19 protein-coding genes and 1 tRNA gene are annotated in these 21,015 nt (G+C 40.3%); 9 read left to right on the top strand and 11 right to left on the bottom strand.

What is annotated here, in order from left to right:
• The first annotated feature begins 609 nt into the window (after positions 1 to 609).
• The 5 genes from AC0IWT_RS14785 to AC0IWT_RS14765 all read left to right on the top strand — a co-directional run bounded on the left by AC0IWT_RS14785 (position 610) and on the right by AC0IWT_RS14765 (position 9,244).
• Entirely contained in the window at positions 610 to 1,782 is a 1,173-nt protein-coding gene (locus AC0IWT_RS14785; RefSeq protein WP_471797737.1) for a FecR family protein, read from the top strand.
• A 214-nt stretch (positions 1,783 to 1,996) separates the two neighbouring features.
• Positions 1,997 to 5,353 (top strand): TonB-dependent receptor, encoded by a 3,357-nt coding sequence (locus AC0IWT_RS14780; RefSeq protein WP_471797736.1) that lies wholly within the window; start codon positions 1,997 to 1,999, stop codon positions 5,351 to 5,353.
• 12 nt (positions 5,354 to 5,365) lie between these two features.
• The gene (locus AC0IWT_RS14775) at positions 5,366 to 6,874 is read left to right on the top strand and encodes a RagB/SusD family nutrient uptake outer membrane protein (RefSeq protein WP_056869527.1); all 1,509 of its coding nucleotides are present in this window, start codon (positions 5,366 to 5,368) and stop codon (positions 6,872 to 6,874) included.
• Positions 6,875 to 6,886: 12 nt separating this feature from the next.
• Positions 6,887 to 8,308, top strand: a complete 1,422-nt coding sequence (locus AC0IWT_RS14770) for a PKD domain-containing protein (RefSeq protein WP_471797735.1) — start codon at positions 6,887 to 6,889, stop codon at positions 8,306 to 8,308.
• 54 nt (positions 8,309 to 8,362) lie between these two features.
• Positions 8,363 to 9,244, top strand: a complete 882-nt coding sequence (locus AC0IWT_RS14765; RefSeq protein WP_471797734.1) for a glycoside hydrolase family 16 protein — start codon at positions 8,363 to 8,365, stop codon at positions 9,242 to 9,244.
• 192 nt (positions 9,245 to 9,436) lie between these two features.
• Here the strand turns inward: AC0IWT_RS14765 and AC0IWT_RS14760 are convergent, their stop codons facing one another.
• The 5 genes from AC0IWT_RS14760 to AC0IWT_RS14740 all read right to left on the bottom strand — a co-directional run bounded on the left by AC0IWT_RS14760 (position 9,437) and on the right by AC0IWT_RS14740 (position 12,735).
• Entirely contained in the window at positions 9,437 to 9,967 is a 531-nt protein-coding gene (locus AC0IWT_RS14760; RefSeq protein ID WP_471797733.1) for a hypothetical protein, read from the bottom strand.
• 134 nt (positions 9,968 to 10,101) lie between these two features.
• Positions 10,102 to 10,494, bottom strand: coding sequence for a winged helix-turn-helix transcriptional regulator (locus AC0IWT_RS14755; protein ID WP_471797732.1), 393 nt, complete (start codon positions 10,492 to 10,494; stop codon positions 10,102 to 10,104).
• A 196-nt stretch (positions 10,495 to 10,690) separates the two neighbouring features.
• Entirely contained in the window at positions 10,691 to 11,950 is a 1,260-nt protein-coding gene (locus tag AC0IWT_RS14750; RefSeq protein ID WP_056869531.1) for an MFS transporter, read from the bottom strand.
• A gap of 17 nt (positions 11,951 to 11,967) precedes the next feature.
• On the bottom strand, positions 11,968 to 12,402 hold the full coding sequence (locus tag AC0IWT_RS14745) for a MarR family winged helix-turn-helix transcriptional regulator (RefSeq protein ID WP_471797731.1): 435 nt from the start codon (positions 12,400 to 12,402) through the stop codon (positions 11,968 to 11,970).
• Positions 12,403 to 12,519: 117 nt separating this feature from the next.
• Positions 12,520 to 12,735, bottom strand: a complete 216-nt coding sequence (locus tag AC0IWT_RS14740; RefSeq protein ID WP_471797730.1) for a hypothetical protein — start codon at positions 12,733 to 12,735, stop codon at positions 12,520 to 12,522.
• 236 nt (positions 12,736 to 12,971) lie between these two features.
• Here AC0IWT_RS14740 and AC0IWT_RS14735 point away from each other — a divergent pair, with 236 nt between their 5' ends.
• Positions 12,972 to 13,268 carry a Dabb family protein gene (locus AC0IWT_RS14735; RefSeq protein ID WP_056869534.1) on the top strand — a complete coding sequence of 99 codons (297 nt, stop codon included), beginning with the start codon at positions 12,972 to 12,974 and terminating at the stop codon, positions 13,266 to 13,268.
• A gap of 154 nt (positions 13,269 to 13,422) precedes the next feature.
• Here AC0IWT_RS14735 and AC0IWT_RS14730 read toward each other — a convergent pair whose 3' ends face one another.
• A complete protein-coding gene (locus tag AC0IWT_RS14730; RefSeq protein WP_056869535.1) occupies positions 13,423 to 13,647 on the bottom strand; it encodes a CDGSH iron-sulfur domain-containing protein in 225 nt (74 codons plus the stop codon).
• A 135-nt stretch (positions 13,648 to 13,782) separates the two neighbouring features.
• Between AC0IWT_RS14730 and tssD the strand changes: the two genes are divergently transcribed.
• The gene (gene tssD / locus AC0IWT_RS14725; RefSeq protein ID WP_471797729.1) at positions 13,783 to 14,313 is read left to right on the top strand and encodes a type VI secretion system tube protein TssD; all 531 of its coding nucleotides are present in this window, start codon (positions 13,783 to 13,785) and stop codon (positions 14,311 to 14,313) included.
• 50 nt (positions 14,314 to 14,363) lie between these two features.
• On the opposite strand, the gene AC0IWT_RS14720 is transcribed toward tssD, so the two are convergent.
• Positions 14,364 to 16,874, bottom strand: coding sequence for a zinc-dependent metalloprotease (locus AC0IWT_RS14720; protein WP_471797728.1), 2,511 nt, complete (start codon positions 16,872 to 16,874; stop codon positions 14,364 to 14,366).
• Positions 16,875 to 17,088: 214 nt separating this feature from the next.
• Between AC0IWT_RS14720 and AC0IWT_RS14715 the strand changes: the two genes are divergently transcribed.
• Positions 17,089 to 17,661, top strand: coding sequence for a hypothetical protein (locus AC0IWT_RS14715; RefSeq protein WP_056869537.1), 573 nt, complete (start codon positions 17,089 to 17,091; stop codon positions 17,659 to 17,661).
• A gap of 74 nt (positions 17,662 to 17,735) precedes the next feature.
• On the opposite strand, the gene AC0IWT_RS14710 is transcribed toward AC0IWT_RS14715, so the two are convergent.
• Both AC0IWT_RS14710 and AC0IWT_RS14705 read right to left on the bottom strand, forming a co-directional pair.
• A complete protein-coding gene (locus AC0IWT_RS14710) occupies positions 17,736 to 18,587 on the bottom strand; it encodes an alpha/beta fold hydrolase (protein WP_471797727.1) in 852 nt (283 codons plus the stop codon).
• A 48-nt stretch (positions 18,588 to 18,635) separates the two neighbouring features.
• On the bottom strand, positions 18,636 to 19,199 hold the full coding sequence (locus AC0IWT_RS14705; RefSeq protein ID WP_471797726.1) for a DUF1569 domain-containing protein: 564 nt from the start codon (positions 19,197 to 19,199) through the stop codon (positions 18,636 to 18,638).
• Between the two features lie 192 nt (positions 19,200 to 19,391).
• On the opposite strand from AC0IWT_RS14705, the gene AC0IWT_RS14700 reads away from it, so the two are divergent.
• Complete coding sequence (locus tag AC0IWT_RS14700) at positions 19,392 to 19,907, top strand: DinB family protein (RefSeq protein WP_471797725.1); 516 nt, start codon at positions 19,392 to 19,394, stop codon at positions 19,905 to 19,907.
• A 104-nt stretch (positions 19,908 to 20,011) separates the two neighbouring features.
• On the opposite strand, the gene AC0IWT_RS14695 is transcribed toward AC0IWT_RS14700, so the two are convergent.
• Positions 20,012 to 20,557: a hypothetical protein gene (locus tag AC0IWT_RS14695; protein WP_471797724.1), complete on the bottom strand. Its 546-nt coding sequence runs from the start codon at positions 20,555 to 20,557 to the stop codon at positions 20,012 to 20,014.
• 266 nt (positions 20,558 to 20,823) lie between these two features.
• Positions 20,824 to 20,895: transfer RNA gene (locus AC0IWT_RS14690), tRNA-Glu, on the bottom strand.
• Positions 20,896 to 21,015 lie beyond the last annotated feature (120 nt).

Genomic DNA, 21,015 nt, shown 5'->3' with positions numbered 1-21,015 from the left:
TCAACACCATTTAAAAATGAAACACCGTCTTTGCAAATTAGCCCCGGTTGCAGCGAACACGTAGCAACAGCCATTTCGGCTGTTTTTGCGGAGTAGAGCGGAAAACGGGAACCAGCTTTGTTAAGCGCAAAAGCCTTGCGCTCCAAAAAAAATAAGACCTAAGCAGGTTTTTTATTAAATTTTCAGATTCATTTAATTAAAATTTTAAAGATGGTTTGGAAATGTATGGCAGTGCTCTTGGCTGCTTGCATTCCTGCTATCGCTTATAGTCCTCGCTGCGCTGCGGGCTATTCCGCTCTATCAGGTTTATAAACGAAGGTTTTGCGCCTTGCAAACCATTTAAAATGGAACACCGTCTTTGCAAATTAGCCCCGGTTGCAGCGAACACGTAGCAACAGCCATTTCGGCTGTTTTTGCGGAGTAAAGCGGAAAACGGGAACCAGCTTTGTTAAACGCAAAAGCCTTGCGCTCCAAAAAAATAAGAAGCAGCAGTTTAGCACCGACCAGTTAAGCTGGCTTTTTGCGCCAATTGAAATTTATTTTTCAATGTTCTACTACCTGGGTGTTTGTTAACCTACTTGTATTTAATTAGCCAAATATATTATAGTGATGAATAACCCAGAAGTTGAAAAACTTTTAGAAAAATACAGGGATGGACGTTGTACCGCGCAGGAAAAAGCTTTGGTAGAATCCTGGCACCTTGCAGCGCTTTCGGAAAAACAATCTGATTTAAAGCACGAAGATATAATTGAAGCCAAAAACCAAATTTGGCAGGCTATTGAAGAACGAACCGAAATAAAACCAGCCTTAAAGCGTGTTGCCTGGTTAAAAGTTGCCGCTGCGGCAGTGGTATTGTTTTTTATCGGTTTCATAGTTAATAATCAATTTAAAAAACAGTTTGCCAGCCAAACTTTGGGCAGCAACAAAACCGAAGCAATAAAACCAGGGAGCAATAAAGCAACTTTAACGTTAGCTGATGGCTCCAAAATATCATTAACGGATGCCAACAACGGTGTTATTGCCAAGCAAGCCGGGATAAAGATTACAAAAACAAAAAACGGCGAGCTTGTCTATTCTATCGTTTCTTCAAATTCGGCTAAAAAGGAAAACTTATTTAATACCATTGAAACGCCCCGCGGTGGCCAATATCAAATTAATTTGCCTGATGGTACAAAAGTTTGGCTCAACGCACAATCATCTTTACGTTATCCGGCGGCTTTTAACAGCGAAGAAAGACGGGTCGAATTAACCGGAGAAGCTTATTTTGAAGTTGCAAAACTGAACGATAAAAAAGGCAAGCGTGTGCCTTTTAAGGTGAACAGCGAGCTTGGCGAAGGAAGAAAGCAGCAAGTGGAAGTTCTTGGAACGCATTTTAACATTAACGCCTATAAAGACGAGCCGAATAATAAAACAACTTTGCTGGAAGGTAAAGTGCGTATTGTAAACCTTAGCTCATCCACGTCGAATATTTTAAAACCTGGGCAGCAATCTGTAATTGCAGCATCTACGCCGGCGGTATTGGTGCGCAATGTAGATGCAGAAGATGCTGTGACCTGGAAAGACGGCTTTTTTAGTTTTAACGACGAAAATTTACAAACAATTATGAATAAAATTTCCCGCTGGTATGATGTAGAAATATCATACCGCGGCGCAAAAATGGATAAGCTTTTTGGCGGTCGAATTTCGAGGTTTAACAGTGTGAACGAAGTTTTAGAAACCCTGCAGACAACCGGCGATGTTCATTTTAAAATTGAAGGAAGGAGGATTTTAGTTATGCCTTAACCTATACTTTCTATTATCGGTTACGACGATTATTTAGGCGGAAGTATGACTAAAAAACCGGAAGCGCGGCAACGCTCCCGGCATAAATTAGGGCTTTTGTTTAATCGTAAAATTGTGAGATACAACTATTCTAAACCTAATAACCAAATATATGAATTTTTATACTGAATGGCTGCCCAACCCTAAGGGCAGGCTATCTAAATTATTGTTGATTATGAAATTGACTTTTGTCTTATTAATCACTACGTTTCTTCAAATAAGTTACGCTGCGAAAGCTCAAAACGTAACACTTTCAGAAAAAAATACAAGCTTACTAAGTGTTTTTCGAAAACTGAATAAAAGCGTTGGCTACAGCTTTTTATACAATACCGAACTTTTAAAAGAAGCTAAACTGGTAACTATTGATATAAGAAATACGGATATAAAAGAAGCGCTGAGGCAAATTTTTAACGAGCAGCCACTCGGCTACACGATAAAAAACAACACCATTATTATACACAAAAAGGCAATAGATGGCTCGCCGTTGTTGCTCCGTGCCTATGCAGATGTAAGAGGTAAAGTTGTAGACGAAACCGGTGCGCCGTTAATCGGTGCAAGTGTTAAAGTTAAGGGCTCTAACCAGGGAACAATTACAGATGTAAACGGTAGTTTTATATTAAAAACTGTCGAAGAAAACGCAATTATTGTTGTTTCTTACATCGGGTATGAAAATAAAGAAGTTGCGGCAACATCAGGAAGGGATTTAAATATCCAACTGGCGCCGCAGGCCGGCATACTTGCCGATGCTGTTGTTATTGGTTATGGTACGCAAAAGAAGAGCGTGGTTACGGGAGCAATTTCGCAGGTTAAAGGCACCGATTTAGAGAATATGCCAGTTGTACGTGTAGAGCAATCGTTGCAAGGCCGTACTTCGGGTTTAACGATTACAACATCCTCTGGCCAGCCAGGTGAAGGCGCAACCCTGCGTATTCGTGGTACAACTTCAATTAATAATAGCGAGGCTTTGTATATTGTAGATGGTGTGCAGGTTGGTGGTGGTATCGACTACCTTAACCAGGCCGATATTGAATCTATCGAAGTTTTAAAAGACGCTGCATCTGGTGCGATTTATGGTGCCAGAGCTGCCAACGGTGTAATCATTATTACAACTAAAAAAGGTAGCAGGAATGGCAGAATGGCTGTTAACTACAATACTTATTTAGGAACACAAGCACCATCAAGAAAATTAGATTTGTTAAATGCTACGCAGTATGCTACTATTTATAACGAGGCTGAGTATGCAAAAACACCCGGTTTAGCAACACCAAGATTTCCAAATCCTTCACAGTATGGTGTTGGAACAGATTGGCAGGCTGCTGTTTTTAATAATGATGCAAGGATTCAAAATCACGAGTTAAGCATTAGCGGTGGTGGTGAAAAATCTACCTATTACAGTTCTTTTGGTTATTTCGATCAGGAGGGTATTGTTGCAACAAGTAACTCTAAGTATAAACGATTTACAGCCCGTTTTAACTCTGAACACCAGTTAACCAAGGCAATAAAATTCGGACAAACCATCGGCTATACCCGCACAAACTCTGTAGGCGTCGGTACAAATACCGAATACGGTTCTCCATTAAACAGGGCAATTAACATCGATCCTATTACGCCAATTGTAGAAACAGACCCCGCTAAATATGGTGCAGCGCCTTATATTGGCAATCCTGTAGTTAGAAACGAAGCCGGTTTTCCTTATGGAATTTCACAATATGCACAATCGGAAATTTTAAATCCTGTTGCGGCTTTACAAGTTGCACAAGGCAACGGGTGGTCGGATAAAGTGGTTGCTAATGCTTTTGTTGAGGCCGAAATTATTAAAGGTTTAAAAGTAAGGTCGCAAGGCGGTGTAGATTTAGCCTTTTATGGCAGTGAAGGTTTTACGCCAATTTACTACCTAAACTCGATTAACCAAACAACAATAACTTCATACAACAGGTCATCAAACCGCGGCCTTTTTTATTCGTTGGAGAATACAATTAGCTATAACAAGCAGATTGCTAAACACAATGTTACCGGTTTAATTGGTTACTCATTCCAAAAAAACAGAGGTGAAACCCAGGGCGGAACAAAAGATGGCATTCCGGTAAATAACATCAAAGACGCTTCACTACAATTTCCGGTATCAAGGGCAAATGATGTTTTTTACGGTGGTGAATATTTAAACACTTTGAACTCGGCTTTCGCACGTTTAACTTACAACTATGATGAGAAATATCTTTTAACAGGTATTATCCGTAGAGATGGTTCTTCGCGTTTCGGACCGAATAATAAGTTTGGTTATTTCCCTTCGGCTTCGGTTGGTTGGGTGGCCAGTAGAGAAGACTTCTTTCCTAAAAACGATTACGTAACATTTGTAAAATTCAGAGGTTCTTACGGAGTTGTGGGTAATGATAATATTGGAGATTTCAGGTACTTATCTACCGTTAGCGGTGGCAGGAACTTTACTTTAGGTACATCTGCCGGTTTAAATAATGGTGTAAGTCCTGACGCACTTTCAAACCCTGATTTGAAATGGGAGCAAACTTCATCAACCGATATCGGTGTTGACATGAGCCTTTTTGGCAATTTTACCTTAACAGCAGATTGGTACAAGAAAAAAACCACAGGTATGTTGCTTCAAATTGCTGTACCAGGTTATGTCGGTAATGCTGGTCCTATCGGCAACATCGCTGATTTATCCAACAGAGGTTTCGAACTGGAACTTGGTTACACAAAAAGAATTGGCGAATTTTCTTTAAAGGTTAATGCAAATGGGGCATTCGTTAAAAACAACATCGACTTTTTAGGTGATGATAAAGAATACCTTGGCGGCCAAACAGTTACACCTCAGGCATTGGAAATTACACGTACCAAAGTTGGGAATGCAATTGGTTCGTTTTACGGGTACAAAAGCGATGGTTTATTCCAAAATCAATCGCAAATTAATAACTATAAAAGCCAGAGTGGTGCCCTTATTCAACCAAATGCAAAACCTGGTGATATTAAGTTTATCGACCTAAATGGTGATGGTCAGATCAATAACGATGACCGCCAGATTATTGGAGACCCAACCCCTGATTTTACTTATGGAATGACATTTAACCTTGCTTACAAAGGTTTCGATTTAATCGTTCTTGGGCAGGGCGTAGCTGGTAATCAGATTTTTAATGCATTAAGAAGATTCGATTTACCAACTGCAAACTATACCACTGCAATCTTAAACAGGTGGACAGGTGAGGGAACGAGCAATACCATACCAAGGGTAACTTTGGATGATACGAACCAAAACTACAGTCGCGTTTCGAGTATTTTCCTTGAAAGTGGTTCTTATTTCCGAATCAAAACTTTGCAGGTAGGTTATTCGCTGCCTAAAAAGTTGGTTGCTAAGGCTGGTTTAGATAAAGTAAGGTTTTATGTAATGGCGAATAACCTGGTAACATTTACAAAATACACAGGTTACGATCCGGAAATTGGTGGTGGAAGTTATGGTGTTGACCGCGGTTTCTATCCGCAGGCAAGAACCTTCTTTGCCGGTTTAAATGTTGGTTTTTAATTATTGGAAAAGATGAACAATAAAAATATTAAAAGCCTGATGGCAATAGTTGCTGTCATGGTTGTTTTTGTTTCGTGTAAGAAGGATTATTTGGAGCTAACGCCACGCGGCACAGCTCTTGAAGATAACTTTTATAAAAATGAAACTGAGGTTATGCAGGGCGTAATTGCTGTGTATGATGTTACGCAGTGGGGTACAACAGGTGGCTACACCATGAAAATGCCTTTGTTAAGTGCCGCATCTGATGATTGCTTTGCAGGCGGAAGTAATGCTTCCGACCAGCCGAACTGGGTGGCGTATGATAATTTTAACATGAACTCGAGTGTTGGTCCGCAGGTTGGTTTGTGGAATAAAAACTACAGTGGCATAAACCGGGCAAATGTTATTTTGAGCAAAATTGAAAAGGCTACAACGCTAAGTGCCGCTTTTAAAACCCGTGTTACTGCTGAAACGAAGTTTTTAAGGGCTTATTTTTATTTTGATTTGGTAAGATGGTTCGGTAATGTTCCTTTAATTACCAAAGTTTTAGAAACCAGCGAACTTTATACGCAGGTTCAATCTACACCGGCTCAAATTTACGCTCAAATTGAGAAAGATTTAAGGGATGCAATTCCAGGATTGCCAGCCACCATTTCGGCGGGCGAGAAGGGAAGAATTTCTCAAGGTGCGGCAAAAGCGCAGTTGGGCAAGGTTTTATTGTATCAAAATGACAATGCGAAAATGACTGAAGCCGCTACTTTATTTGAAGACGTAAACCGCGTTGGAAATCCGTATGGTTACTCGTTGCTGCCAAACTATGCTGATATCTTTAATCCGGCTAATAAGTTCAATGCAGAGGCAATTCTGGAAATTCCGCACTCAAATAATGCAGCCTGGTCTGATTGGGGTTACATAAATGGTGGTGAAGGGAATGTGGGTACCCAATTTGTGGGTATGGATAGCTATAACGGTGATACATATTCGAGCGGGTGGGGCTTTTGTCCGGTAACACTTGATTTGGTTGGCGTAATGAAAAATGACCCTCGCTTTGCGGCAACGATTATCGACGGTGCTGCATTAAAAGCAGCCGGTGCAACCTACAACGGCCGTTATCAGAATACAGATTATTTCATCAAAAAATATGCGCCATTAAAAGCATTCCGTTCGGCAAGCGGTGTTGCAGAGCAAAACTGGCCGATTGATGAAATTGAGATTCGTTTGGCAGATACTTATTTAATGCAGGCCGAGGCCTTATTAAGAAGTGGCGGTAGCGCAAGCCGTGCAAAAGAGTTGCTGGATGCAGTAAGAGCACGAGTAGGGTTAGCATCAATTCCGGCTACGCTTGATAATGTTTATGCAGAACGCAGGTTAGAATTAGCTACTGAAGGTCACCGGTTTTTCGATTTAGTTAGAACAGGTAAAGCCGTAGCAGTGCTAGGTTCGCAAGGCTTTAAGGCTGGTAAAAGCGAGTACCTTCCAATTCCACTAAACGAAATTGAAGTAACTAAAGGTGGTATTAAACAAAATCCAGGTTATAATTAATCAGCATTTGACATGAAATTATTTAAAAATAAAAAACAAGCATCAATCCTGCTTAGTCTGGGTTTAGTGCTTAGCATTATGGTTTCCTGCAAAAAGAGCGAAACCACCAAAGACATTGGTATTCCGCCAACCGCGGCAGAGATTCAGTTCACTTCTACGCCAACGGCTACCAACCCGAATATTGTTAGTTTCAAAAGTGCATACAATGGAATCAACGCACATTGGGATTTCGGAAACGGCGCAAGCGCTGACGGAAACGATGTTCAGTCATCGTACCCAATTGCGGGTACCTACACTGTAAAGTTAACTGTTTTGGCAGATGGTGGTTCGGTTTCAACAACCAAAACCATTACCATTGCAACAACCAATACAAGCATGCTAAGCGACCCCGCCTATACACTGCTCTCTGGGGGCTTATCGAATGCCGCCGGTAAAACCTGGGTTATAGATCAAACGCAACCTGGCCACCTGGGCGTTGGTCCGATAACTTCGCAAACGCCGGATTGGTACCAGGCTGGGCCAAATGAGAAAGCCGGATTAGGTTTTTACGATGACGAAATGACTTTTGCCATGGGCGCATCTTCGGTAAAATATACTTACGCTAATAATGGAACCACTTTTGCCAACGCATCAAATGCGCCGGGCATTGGCGGCCCAACAGGAAGTAACGACCCGACGGTTAATTATACGGCCCCGACAAATTTAACCTGGATTTTAAATGATGTAAATGGTGTAAAATACATCAATTTAAGTAACAACGGATTCATTTCATATTATCTTGGCGTTTCTTCTTATCAGATTTTATCGCTTACCGCGGATGAAATGTGGTTAAGATGTGGAGATAAATCTAACGCAGGAAATGCCTGGTATCTGAAGTTAATTAGAAAAGGCTACGTGAGGCCAATCGTGCCACCGGTACAAAAACCAATACAGGCGGCCAATCTATCAGATGATTTCCAGACTGCAACGGGCATGGCCTGGCTGGCCGAAAACATGGATTTCAACAGAAGTTATGATAACCCTGCAAGATTCCCTGTAAATACTTCATCAAAAGTAGCTTACTACGAGAAAAGAACAGGTAACGATGGCCAGTATGGAAACATTAATATTACCATGCCTTACCGTTTCGATTTAACCGCGAAAAATAAGATCAGGTTAAAGGTGTTCATCCCGGGAGGAAATGATTTTACTAAAGTTGCGCCAACCGTTTCTGTTAAGTTGCAGAATTCATTATTGGGGGCAAATGCTTACACTACGCAAATCGAAATTGTTAAAACTATAGCGGCATCGCAATATAATACGTGGGTGCAGTTAGAATTTGATTATTCAGCCTCTGCCAGCCAAACATTATACGATAAAATTGTTGTACAGTTAGGCGGCGAAGGGCATCCAAACCCGGGTATATTCTATATTGACGATTTTGAATTTAAATAGTGCTAAACAACAGCAGTTTGCCATACCTGCAAACTGCTGTTTAAATTTTTAAAAATGAGGGATTCAGTGAAGTACTTAAAGAAAGAAATTGTTTCAGCTTTCGCGATTGTAGTAGTTGGAATAGGCGGATGTTCTAAAGGGACAGACGCTGGCGGACCGGTTTATGTGCCGCCAGTTGTGGTTACACCCGTAGATAAAAGCTGGAGTTTTGAAACCACTCCTGCCTGGGCAGACGAATTTACAAATAGTGGTGCACCATTGTCAAGTAACTGGGATTACGATACTGGTGGAGGCGGATGGGGTAATAACGAACTTGAGTATTATACCGGCACAACAAATAATGCGAGCGTAGCTAACGGACTCTTAACCATCACCGCTAAAAAGGAAAGCATGGGTGGTATGCGTTATACATCATCCCGTATGGTTACCAGAGGTAAGTTGGATGCGCTATATGGTCGCTTTGAAATTAAAGCTAAACTACCACTTGGTAAAGGAACCTGGCCGGCAATCTGGATGCTGCCAACAGAACGAGCTTACGGCGATTGGCCAAAGTCTGGTGAGATCGACATTATGGAGCACGTAGGTTACGACCAGGATAATGTTCACTTCAGTACACACACCGAAGCCTATTATTTTAAAATTAATACTCAGAAAACCATCACTAAAAAAATCGACGGGGCAAGTTCAGCTTTTCACCTCTACCGGGTTGATTGGACGCCTTACGCAGTGCGGGGCTACTATGACGATGTTAAGGTTTTCGAATTTGCAAATGAAGGAACAGGTTATAAAGCCTGGCCATTTGATAAAAAATTTCACCTGCTGTTGAATGTTGCTGTTGGTGGCGATTGGGGTGGCGCTCAAGGTGTAGATGATTCCATCTGGCCACAAGCAATGGAAGTTGATTACGTTCGATATTATAAAATGATCGATAAATAGACTTTAGGTTAGTTTAATTGTTAAGTCGCCAAGTAATTGGCGGCTTTTTTTATGCGCTTGAGTGTGTGTTTAGGTAAAGCCTAAAAAAAGGAACGGGGATAAATCATACCGACCCATCCCCGTCATCTAAATTAACGCTCTCAGATATATAAACAACCAAAAAGCAGATTTATTATATCGAATCGAATTTTTTTATTTTTTTGCTGCAGGTTTTTTTGCTGCGGCTTTTGGTTTTTTCTCAACAGCAGGAACTTCTTCAACAACTTCGGCTTTTTTCTTTGCTGGTGCTTTAGTTTTTTTAACTTCAGTAACAAGTTCTTCAACAGCTTCTACTTTCTTTTTAGCGGGTGCTTTCTTTTTAGGTTCAGCAGTAATGGCTTCTGCAACAACCTCTTTTTTCTTTGCAGGCGCTTTGGCCTTCTTCAACTCTACAGCTGGCTGCTCTGCTACAACTTCCTCATTCAATTCAGCAACTTTAGGCGCATCGGCTTGCTGCAAATAATTAGCCAAAACCTGTTTCAGATAAACTTCTGGCTTAGGCATGTTAATTACCGTTCCAGGTTCTTTATCCTGCGATTGTTTAATGTAAGCCGATTTAATTTTTCCCCAATCTTTAGAGTAAAGTTTAATAAACTGCTCAACAAATTGTTCGTCTGTATATTTTTTAGGCAACCTGCCCAACACTGCCTGAATTTTTTCTTCTTTTCTATGTAATACCGCCATTGTTAAAATTTTGAACAAAGATAACCGATATTACAGATAATCATGTTAATACCAGATTTAAACTTTTATCCTGGTGGCCCAAAACCTTTTGTTTGCCAATCTTTTCCTGGCAATAAAGTCTGACTGCCCGCTATTTAAGTTGCCACCTCTTTCATATGATAGTCGGTTTTTCTATGGTTCACCAATCTTTCACGGTGTTGCGTTCCCCAAATTCTGAGTTCATCAATTACCCGTTCTAAGCTGGCGCTGTATGCTGTCAATTCGTACGTAACGGTAACTGGTGTTGTAGAAAAAACTTTGCGGTTTAAAAACTCATTTAACTCCAAATCTTTTAATTCCTTCGATAAAATTTTCGGTGTAATCTCTCCGAGTGATTTTTGTATTTCGTTGAAACGGAGCGGGCCGTTTTGCAGGGCTAAAATTAAAGGCAGTTTCCATTTTCCGTTCAAAACATATAAAGCGTCTTTAACGGCATTTAGGTGGGTATTGCAACTTTCTTTACTGTGTTGTTCTTTTTTAAAAGGCATACTCAAAGTTAATGGCTTTCCGAAACGATACCGCTATCCTTTTGGAAAGTAGTATCCTTTTGATAGTAAAAATAGCTACGTTTAATTAAAAAAACAACATGAACATAAAAATACTCAGCTATAAATAGCCTAGCCTTGTAGTTTAGCTTAGTTCAAAACCACTCCAGGCGATGGCGCAATTTTTTTGAGCTATCGTTTATACTTTTTCCAAAACGAGTTCGCTTACCGGCTTAACGGGCTTTAGGTTTTTAATTTCTCCTTTATATAATTTCCTGTAAGATATGATGCCGATTAGAAAAGCAATTGCGCCTTGAAACAGCACTGTGTTTTGTGTGCCCACCAATTGGGATACGCTACCAATTAACAAACCGCCCAGTGGTTGCATACCGAAAAAGGCCATTGCATAAAAGCTGATAACTCTGCCACGCATATCTGGGTCAACCGTGGTTTGAATTAAAGTATTGCTAATTGTAATTTGCGACATCATACCGAAACCTGAAATGGCTGCAAAAATTAAAGCTACCGGATACAAGGTGGTGTGCGAAAACAAGGCTAAGCCCGCTCCAAAGATTAAAGTGTTTATGGCCAGTATTTTTCGAAGGTTTCGGCCGGGTTTAAGCGAAGCTAGGAATATAGCGCCCGTAAAGGCTCCCAATCCGATTACGCTATCTATTACACCAAATGTTGAAGCTGTTCCGCGGAAAATATCTTTAGCATAAACCGGAATGAGTGTGCTAAATGGTAAAACAAATAAACTTATCAGCGCAAGCATGGTTAAAACATGAGCAATGGAAGGGGTTTGTTTGATGTAGGCAAAACCCTCCTTAAGTTCACCGATAATATTTTTGGTGTGTGGTTTTTCAACATATTTTGGTAGCCTCATCATCAGTAATGAGCCAATAACTGCGATGAAACTCACTGCGTTTAAGCCAAAACACACGTCATCACCAAGTTTCTCTAATGCTAAGCCCGCCAGTCCGGGGCCGATGAGCCTTGATAGGTTTACCATTGATGAATTGAGGGCTAAGGCATTTGGTAAATCCTCTTTATTATCAACCATTTCGTAAACCAACGATTGTCTTGCCGGAACGTCAAAAGCATTTATCATTCCCAAAAATGCGCTTAGTGCAATGATTTGCCACATTTCGTAGTGTTTGGAGAAAATTAATATCGTCATTAAAATCGCCTGCACCATTGATGCGATTTGCGTTATCAATAAGAGTTTATACCTGTTGTACCTGTCTGACGCGACACCACCGATGAATGAAAAAATAAACGAGGGAAATAAACTTGCAAACAGCGTTAGCCCTAGCATAAAATTGGAATGCGTTTGCTCGTAAACTACCCAGCTTACGGCGGTTTTTTGCATCCAGGTTCCGATTAACGAAACGGATTGTCCGCCAAAATAGAGGCGATAATTTCTACTTTTAAAAGCATTAAATGTACTTATTTTCATAATTCAAGGCCATTTGATTAAAAATTAACCAGTTTTGTTAAAGGACCTATAGCTTCTTTTAAAATTAATTGTTCATTTTCTGTGCAAACTTCTGCAATGGTTTTACCCAACCATTCATCGCGTTCATGCCTAACCTGTTCCAGCATTTCTTTTCCACTGGCAGATAACGAAATGTGTATTTTCCGCCTATCGTTTTCAGATGCAGTTTTAGAAATCAGCTTAAGTTCGGCAAGGTGATTTAACAAAGCACCCATGCTCTGCGGTGTGATTTTTTCCAACACAGCGAGTTCTGCAGAAAGCAGATATTCATGCTGTTCCAGCAAAACTAAAACTGAACGTTCGGTTTGAGACAAAGCGGTATTAGACGGAGATAATTTGCGCAGTTTTCGATTTAGCCTCGCGAGTACAGGCCGAAGTTCTGATGCAATTTTTATGCTCTTTTCTATGCTCATAGTTGTAAGTAAAACTTATAAGTTTACCTTACAAATATAATGCATAATTTAAGCTAATTCTTATCCGATAGAATTTATTGACATTTAAAAGATTTTTCGCAGAGAAAGGACTGGAGATTATTTCTTCCAGCCTTTCTGCATCTTTTTATAAGCTTTCTTACTAACTTTGGATTTCTTTTTCGATCGCGATTTCCCTTTTTTCTTGCGGGCGTTGATATTGTTGACAAGTGAATTTTTCACGCCCAGCTTATTTTTTTTAACGCCTTTCTTCTTTTTCTTATCCTTCTTCTTGCCACCTTTTTTCTTGCCTGTTTTCTTTTTTTCTTTAGCCATTATTTCTGATTTTTAGGTTAACTAACATCTTAACAGCAAAACACTAATAAAGGTTCCGGAGAAACAGATGAGCTTAATAATTGCGCTAATTACGAAACTGAGAAAACACGCAATTTGGCATTATCCGAACCTTAAACTGGAATATGAAAAAATTGGAAAATTTGCATTTTGGAAGGTAGTTCGACTTAAAACGCTTTTAAATCTGGCTTATCATTATATTTGAAAAAAATATATTTATGATAGCACATCACGTTTTATTCTGGCTTAAAGCCGATACAAGTAATGAACAAAAAGCCGCTTTTCGCAAAGGTTTAGAAAGTCTGGAAAATATTGAAGTTGTAAAAACATTCCATATTGGCATACCTGCACCAATTGAGCGTGCAGTTGTAGATAGCACTTATTCTTTCAGTTTGGTTTTGTTTTTTGAAGATTTGGCTGCACACGATGTTTACCAGGTTCACGAAATACACAAAGCATTTTTAGATGAGTTCCGCAGCTTATTCGAAAAAGTAATTATCTACGATGCGGAATAAATAATGCCCCCAGGAACTTTCATTAAGGCATAAATAGTCGTCATTTCGGTTGGCATTCAGTTTCTAAATCTCTAAGCGAAACCTTCGTCACATCGCAAAATTTTCAACGTGAAAACACTTCGCAGCGGCGGCCGAAATGACGACTTAATTCTCTTTAAACTTTCTTTGGAGGAAGGTCAAAAGCAATGGCCTCATGCTCAAAATGGCCGTTGTGTGCACCATCGCAAAAGGGTTTATTCTTGGATAGTCCGCATCTGCAAATCGAAACAATAGTTCTGCCTTGCAAGCCGTATTCGTTGCCATTTCTATCTACGATTTCGAAATCGCCCTCTATTTTAACCGAACCGTTATTGTTAATTGTAAGTTTTGTTTTGGACATAATTATGTTTTGTTTACCTGCAAACTTAGAACAATAGCTTGTGCTAACATAATTTCATTCTAATTTAGAAAGGCTCTAATCGCAGGATTTGCAATAAGTTATTTTGTGCAAAGCATTAATAATCAGTATATTTATTTGGTTAACTTCTATGTTCACGATAACAATGGCATTATGGCGCTCAACGCATTTTTAACAATTAAAGGTAAAAGGTCTGGCCTGATAAAAGGATCGGTGACCATCAAAGGCAGAGAAGATAAGATTTTGGTTATTGCAGCCAGCCATCAATTAAGTACGCCAACAAGTTCGGCAAGCGCTGTGGCGGTTGGGCGGAAAATTCATTCCCGTTTTGTTATCACTAAGGAGCTCGATAGATCTTCTCCTCTTTTGTATAATGCTTTGGCAACCAATGAAAATATAACAGAGTGGAGACTGGAGTTCTGGGGGCCGTCTGCTAAAGTTGCCGGCGCTGGAGCCGAAATACAGAAATACACGGTAATCCTTACGAATGCGAGAGTTAGCAACATTCGGTTTGTTATGCCTAACGTTAAAGACCCTGAACTTGCAAAATTTAACGAGTATGAAGAGGTATCATTCTCCTATCAAAAAATAGAATGGATCTGGACAGACGGGGGCATTTCAGCCACGGATGATTGGATGATTACCTAATATATGAAAGCACCAGGCATTTCTGATTGATGCTTTCATTAATATTTCTGCTATTTCCAATCTTCGGTAAAATCCATGCTACCCATACCAATTGGCGCACCCGGCGGCATTACCTGTGCTGGTTCTGGCTGAAATTTGGCGGGCGACTCTTCAAACGCCCTAATTTGCGACAGTCCATATAAAATATTTGCCTTCCGCTTTGGCTCAGCAGCACTTAGCTTTCCGTTCATCCAGGATTTTAGTTCGGATATTTCCAGAAGCGCTTCGCCTCTAACACTTTCTGAAGCACGACTGTTGGCAGCGAGCTGGAGCAAATATTTAAGCGTAAGGTTATTCACCATAACTTGCAACTGGCCTTTATAGCCAGGTAAAAGGTCTGCTCGCCAGGTTTTCGACAGTAATTTTTCGACAACGGCAATTAAGCCAGGTTGTTCTGAATCGCGTGAATTATATTCGACTAAACGTGATGCCCGCTCCGGATTTAACAACGACGAAATGGTCTCATTCGCCGCAGCCTCTGCGGTAGCAATCGGGTCGAATGTTGGGCCCGTGTAGCCGCTAAAGGTTTCAGCAGATGCGGGATAGCCGGAAGGGCGGGGCGGAATTTTTTGTATAAGGCTTTCAGGTAGAGCTAAGGCCTCTGGGCTAACAGTTGCAAGCAATGCATCAAAAGCAGCCCATTGCTGCGAAGGATCTACCATTTTCGTAGGTTTCTGTCCATCGTTTTTTACGGCATGTGTAAAGTATAAGCCGCCAATGTTTTTTGCTACGGCTTCAATTTCGTAGCGGTGCAATAAATAAATCGGCACTAAAACCTCTTGTAGTGTAGCCATTGGTGCGTCTTTAACAATAGCCTTCTCCGAAAAGTTATCTAAAACCTGTCTGCGAATTTTCATTAACCTGTTCAGTTCGGCAATGGTATTTTCGCCGTCTTCCCATTGGTTTGCATTTGGATGTGTGTAGCCACCGATATCGGGAATGTACTGAAACCCCTGTTTTAAGGTTTCGTTCATAATTTTATCCAGTTCGACATTTTCATCTGCCCCTTTCGGGAAATCGCTGTAACCCCAAATTATTGCCCTTTTATCCCAGCTCCCAATTTCCTTTGCATAGGCATCAGATAAATCAATGCTACCATCAGCTTTTTGTTTGATACGCGGAAACGGGTAATCCATTACGGAGGCCCGCTCTTTCGGGCTCGCTGCAAAATTGTGGTTTAAACCAAGTGTATGGCCAATTTCATGCGCTGATAATTGTCTGATCCGGGCAATTGCCATCTCTTCCATCGCTTTGCTTACTGGTTTGCCATCTGTGTAAGGTTGCAATAAACCTTCGGCAATTAAATAATCCTGGCGGTGGCGGTCGGAACCCAAAGTTACCACAGCTTTAATAATCTCACCTGTTCTTGGGTCGCTATAAGAAGAACCGTAGGAGAAGGCCCTCGGGCTTCCGGCCCTGGTAATCCAGTTTACAACATTGTAACGGATATCCATTGGGTCAGCACCTTCCGGTAATTCTTTTACCTGAAAAGCATTTTTATAACCAGCGGCTTCAAAAGCTTCATTCCAAAAGGCACCACCCTCAATTAATGCTTTTTTTATCGGCGCCGGCGCACCTCTATCAATATAATAAACAATTGGCTTAACCGCCTCACTCATTTTCGCGTTCGGGTCTTTTTTTTCCAGGCGATGTCTTCTGGTAAAGCGCTTAACAAGCGGTTCGGACATTGGCGCAGAAAAATCAGTGTAACTGAAAAGCTGGTAACTGGAACGGGGATCAAATTTCCGTTGTTTGAAGTTGTTATCAGGTAGTTCGACGAAAGATTGATGCATTCTGACAGTTACCGCGTTTGCGTCGGGCGCTATGTTGCCTCTTCCGCTTGGTGCGCCACCCGTGAAGGTGAGCATAGCTTCAAACTCTGTATTTTTTGGGAAGTTTTTTGTATTAGGCAGATATACTGCCGAGCGTGTTTCATCTACACGATACGTTCCTCCGCCACTTGCTGCGCCTCTTCCGCCTGCACCACCAGAAGAAGCAGGCGCACCAATGGTACCGCCAATATTCTGACTATCACGAATGATGAAAGGCGTTAAATCAACTAAAACCTTCTCACCTTCTATTGCAACAGGCGCAAAGCCCCAAATAACTGATTTCGCAAATGATCCTTCAACAGTTTTTACTTCATCAGGATTGCCATTCCCTGCACGGTAAGCCAGATTAGGTTCAAGCAAAAAAACTTTCGGACCAACCCTTATGAAACGGGCAACATCTGTAGATGCCCCACCACGCTCCGCATTTCTTCCGGCTCCATCCGTTAACGAACTGAAGTACAAGAAATCTTTATCAAAGGCAGAAATTTCCAGAAACACTTTTCCAGATTTTTCATCGTAATAGAAATTAAAATACCCTTCCTGTTTTTTGAAATCTTTGGTGAAGGCAGAAATGCTTGTTGCGGGCGCTACTGTTTGCGTTCTTGCACCTGCAGGGGCAACTTGTGCGTACGTAGTTTCGCAAACAAATAGTGGTGCAAGCATCGCTAATGCGTAAAGTTTTTTAATCATATGGGAATAGATTTGGTTTAAGGATGCAAACCAAAACCTGGATAAAATTTTGTTTTGCCAAACAAATATAATTTAAACCATCATTAACAACTTGTTAGTCGCGTAACTTTTTGATGGTGAAGATTCTAAATTGTGCACAACGGCTTGGAAAAAAATATGTATGTTCGAAGTAGCGTTTTTAAATCTTCTAACGTTACAGTCAAAAAAATAAGTTATGCGCTATCTTCCTCTTGTACTTTTAGTGTTGCTATCCATCGGGTGCAAAAAGAATTCTGAAAACGGTAAGGTCGTCGAATTATTTGTTGATCATTATGCTACCGCAGATGCACAAATGATTTTTAATTTGCCGGCAAAAACGCCTGTTGATACTTATCTGGAGGGATTTGACGAACGCGAACTGGGCTATACTTACAAGGTGAGCGCCGAAATTTACATACCCGATGTTGCACCAATGGATGGCCCAAGCAGGTGGTATAAGTTTGTGAAAGTGCTTAATAAGGAAATTTATTCAGGGAACGAACCATTTAATATTTCATTGAAGAGCAACAGGCTTTTCTCAACAGGTTTGGCATTACGCCTCGATAAGCAAACATTTTTTTATGGAAGCTACGTACTAAGGGCTGATAATGATTTAGTGAAGAAACAGTTAGAAGAGGTATTGGCATTAGCGCCCAAATTTCAATCAGACCCTCAATACGCCGCAAAAGTTTTAATAGATGCTACCGTAGTTCATGATCCAAATAACAGGAGCAATGGTTATTTAGTCAAAGCTGTTAAAATTCAGTAATTCGGCTAATGCTTTTAGGAAGCCTAGGTATCTTATTTTTTCCGATAACGTTATCATATTAACTTGCCTGCCGGTTAATGTTGCTCATTCAGAAATTCTTTTATCAGGAGTGAAGTCGCTTCAGGTATTTTGCTTCCTTCAATGTTCACACAAACTTCGCCAATACACGAGCCATGAACACCTGGTAAAACTGCAAGCTGCGACCCTGAAACCATATGCGACATTTTTGCCGTGTGTTCGATGGTTACTACATCATTATCAGCAACGATAAATAATGCTTTAGCTTTAACAGATTTTATTGCTTCGTCATCATAATCTTTGAAGTTAAGCATCCGGTTTTTGTCTTTTTCAAACATTGTCTGCAATCCTTTTTCGCTCGGATTTACGTCTAAAAATCCCTTTTTTAAGGGTGCTGGCATGTTGTCCAAACTGGCATTTTTCATGCCGTCGAAGAAACCATTTATTAATCCATCGCGTTTGTAGCTCGCTGAGATCGTAACAATTTTATTTACCACTTCAGGATGCCTGATTGCGATTTGTAATGTGGTGGTACCACCATTGCTGAAACCTAAAATATTTACTTTTTCCAGTTTTAAAAATTTAATTAAAGCGGCCACATCATCTGCGTCCTGCTCAAAGGTTTCCGGCTTATTACGGTCAGTGGTGCGGCCATGTGCCTGCAACTCCACAGCTATAATTTTTCCATAGTTGTGAAGCAAAGGCAAAAAGTTTCCAAAAGAGGTTTCGATTGTTGAGCCGCCGCCATGAATTAATATCAGAGGGATATTGCCTTCTCCATAAACCTCATAATACATTTTGATTCCGTTTACAGGGGCATAACCTGCACTCATCGATTGTTTCATCTCCGCAGTGTTCTGCGCACTTAAAGGCGTAGACCATAAAAATAAGAGTGATTCTACTAGCATAAAAATAATTATTTTGTAGGTTAACCTGTTCATGGATAAGGATTTATTTTAGTTGTTAAACTGACGAAGGTGATGATCAGCATGTTTATATACAAAGTATCCTATTTGTTCTTTAGTCATTTTACCAAAAAACCAGTGATTGAGGGTATAGTCCGGCAGAAATTCATATTCTTTAATCAGCGAAATCCAGTTTTGTTTCTCTGTATCTGCAACGCCTTCAGTTTCTCGAATTATAAAGTGAGCGCTAGTCGGTGCGTTTTTCTCCATTGGACCATCTTTAAGCATCTTTTTTAACATCATTTTGCCAAGGAGCAAACCTAAAAATGTTCTTTTATACCGTGTTTTTCCTAAATACATTTCTTCCGCAAGAACACAATGTTTAAGCATTTGGTAAATGTTCATTTTCCCCCAGAGTGGTTCGTTGTTTTTATTTAAGCTTGAAATTCTGTTTAATATTTCTGCTCTATTTTCTTTGTTTAGTATAGTTTTCATATATTCTAGGCTTGAAACAAAGCTAATTGATAAACCTAAGTTACGATCGGTTAGCTTAAGACAAACTAAGGGATAGAATGAGACAATTAAAAATGACAATTTTTGTAACAACATTTTCATTTTTAGTATCTTAGTTTAAAAATTGTTATGATCGAGTTAGTTTTAGAATTTTTTTTCGGAGTAACCTCTGTGGCGGGGGCAAAGAAGAATAAAGCCTTTACAAAACCTTATTTTGTAGCAATTTTGTCGCTATGGCTGATTTTTATTCTTTCTATAACGCTAATATTTGGGTAGCAAAAATTTAGAATTAAAATGGCTCAGAAATTAGAAGTTTGGCAGCGTGGTCCATTGCCCGATATATTACCGGTTTTACAGCCAATTGCCCATGCGTTATTGCAGGCAAGAGAAGAGGTTAATGAATATATGATCGCTTTTCCTGTCGAATTGCTTTGGCATCGTCCTGCCGGTATGGCTTCTACCGGTTTTCATTTGCAGCATTTAAGTGGAGTTTTAGACCGGGTTTTTACTTATGCAAGGAATGAAAAACTTTCCGAATTTCAATTTGAGCAACTTGCAGAAGAAGGTAATGATTCGCCAACCGGCTATACGGTCTCAGATTTAGTTGGGAGGTTTAACAAACAGGTTGATGTGGCATTAGCGCAAATTAAGGTTACCTATGAATCCACCTTCGGCGATTTCAGGGGCATTGGCCGTGCAGGTTTGCCATCTACAGTTATAGGTTTACTTGTGCATGGGGCGGAACACACAATGCGTCATGTGGGTCAGTTAATGGTAACTGTCGCTGTTGTAAAAAATGGTGGCATTTAGCAAAAAGCATCAACCAAAAGATTAATGCTTTTCGCTGCAACAAGTAGGGGCGACGCTTATGAAAAGTGTTCCAAGACCTTTGCAAATACCAGTCAATAAAGAGCTTAACAGCCATTATTTTTATTAAAGTCGCGTTTAAAAATCACTTTTTTATTTTGCTCAATATAGTCGCCCGATACGATTAGGTATGGATGATTGGGCGAAAAGCCGGCACTGTGGCTGCGTACAATTATTTTTTCGTCAACTTTCAGGCTACTCAATTGCCGAAACTCTTTCAGGGTAAATTGCATCATATATGTTGCGCCATCAATCTCAACAATGAGCCATTTTGGTGAAGATGATTTGGCACCCTGACGCGAAAAAGTAACAGACTTTACCACGGCCTCCATGTTTTCAAAATTTTTTAAATAGTGCTTTATTCTATCGTTGCTGGCGTGTACTTTCTTGCCTTCGGGCGATGCGTCCCATTTTTTATATTTTATACCGTCTGGCGATGCTTCCCATCTTTTGCGTTCATTCAAGCTGGCGTTGTTAGAACTATCAGATAAAGGCCTGTCTACTCCCTTAATTTCACGATTGGCAAACACAAGTCCGCTTATTATCACCATTGATACCATCAGCGCATAGATTACAGTTTTTTTAATTTTCATTTCCTTCAGAATTTATAGAACAAATCTACGTTGATAGCCTTTCTGCAATACATTTTGGATTGTAAATAAAGATGTAAACTTTGTAAATATTTTATAAAACGGTAACAGAAGCCGCATTCGAAGGCCATCTTGCCAGGAAAATCGATTCGGTTTAAAATTATAGTCACCTAAATTTATGGCAACTTGCAACCAGGAAAAATGGAGGAAAATCTTTAGAAATGATTATATATAAAAAAAGCATCAACCCCAAGGTTAATGCTTTTTCGTAGCCCGTAGGGGAATCGAACCCCTGTTTCCAGAATGAAAATCTGGCGTCCTCACCCCTAGACGAACGGGCCATTTGATTTACGATTTTAGAAGTACGATTTAAAAAAAATCTAAAATCTAAAATCGTCACTCAATTTGGTAGCGGGGACACGACTCGAACGTGCGACCTTCGGGTTATGAGCCCGACGAGC

Source organism: Pedobacter sp. AC464, from assembly GCF_979253075.1.
This window is presented reverse-complemented; position numbering and strand designations above follow the sequence as displayed.

What these genes read in the sequence shown, in the direction of transcription:
- AC0IWT_RS14785 (WP_471797737.1), top strand. Translation starts at nt 610, where the DNA reads ATGAATAACCCAGAAGTTGAAAAACTTTTAGAAAAATACAGGGATGGA.
- AC0IWT_RS14780 (WP_471797736.1), top strand. Translation starts at nt 1,997, where the DNA reads ATGAAATTGACTTTTGTCTTATTAATCACTACGTTTCTTCAAATAAGT.
- AC0IWT_RS14775 (WP_056869527.1), top strand. Translation starts at nt 5,366, where the DNA reads ATGAACAATAAAAATATTAAAAGCCTGATGGCAATAGTTGCTGTCATG.
- AC0IWT_RS14770 (WP_471797735.1), top strand. Translation starts at nt 6,887, where the DNA reads ATGAAATTATTTAAAAATAAAAAACAAGCATCAATCCTGCTTAGTCTG.
- AC0IWT_RS14765 (WP_471797734.1), top strand. Translation starts at nt 8,363, where the DNA reads ATGAGGGATTCAGTGAAGTACTTAAAGAAAGAAATTGTTTCAGCTTTC.
- AC0IWT_RS14760 (WP_471797733.1), bottom strand. Translation starts at nt 9,967, where the DNA reads ATGGCGGTATTACATAGAAAAGAAGAAAAAATTCAGGCAGTGTTGGGC.
- AC0IWT_RS14755 (WP_471797732.1), bottom strand. Translation starts at nt 10,494, where the DNA reads ATGCCTTTTAAAAAAGAACAACACAGTAAAGAAAGTTGCAATACCCAC.
- AC0IWT_RS14750 (WP_056869531.1), bottom strand. Translation starts at nt 11,950, where the DNA reads ATGAAAATAAGTACATTTAATGCTTTTAAAAGTAGAAATTATCGCCTC.
- AC0IWT_RS14745 (WP_471797731.1), bottom strand. Translation starts at nt 12,402, where the DNA reads ATGAGCATAGAAAAGAGCATAAAAATTGCATCAGAACTTCGGCCTGTA.
- AC0IWT_RS14740 (WP_471797730.1), bottom strand. Translation starts at nt 12,735, where the DNA reads ATGGCTAAAGAAAAAAAGAAAACAGGCAAGAAAAAAGGTGGCAAGAAG.
- AC0IWT_RS14735 (WP_056869534.1), top strand. Translation starts at nt 12,972, where the DNA reads ATGATAGCACATCACGTTTTATTCTGGCTTAAAGCCGATACAAGTAAT.
- AC0IWT_RS14730 (WP_056869535.1), bottom strand. Translation starts at nt 13,647, where the DNA reads ATGTCCAAAACAAAACTTACAATTAACAATAACGGTTCGGTTAAAATA.
- AC0IWT_RS14720 (WP_471797728.1), bottom strand. Translation starts at nt 16,874, where the DNA reads ATGATTAAAAAACTTTACGCATTAGCGATGCTTGCACCACTATTTGTT.
- AC0IWT_RS14715 (WP_056869537.1), top strand. Translation starts at nt 17,089, where the DNA reads ATGCGCTATCTTCCTCTTGTACTTTTAGTGTTGCTATCCATCGGGTGC.
- AC0IWT_RS14710 (WP_471797727.1), bottom strand. Translation starts at nt 18,587, where the DNA reads ATGCTAGTAGAATCACTCTTATTTTTATGGTCTACGCCTTTAAGTGCG.
- AC0IWT_RS14705 (WP_471797726.1), bottom strand. Translation starts at nt 19,199, where the DNA reads ATGAAAATGTTGTTACAAAAATTGTCATTTTTAATTGTCTCATTCTAT.
- AC0IWT_RS14700 (WP_471797725.1), top strand. Translation starts at nt 19,392, where the DNA reads ATGGCTCAGAAATTAGAAGTTTGGCAGCGTGGTCCATTGCCCGATATA.
- AC0IWT_RS14695 (WP_471797724.1), bottom strand. Translation starts at nt 20,557, where the DNA reads ATGAAAATTAAAAAAACTGTAATCTATGCGCTGATGGTATCAATGGTG.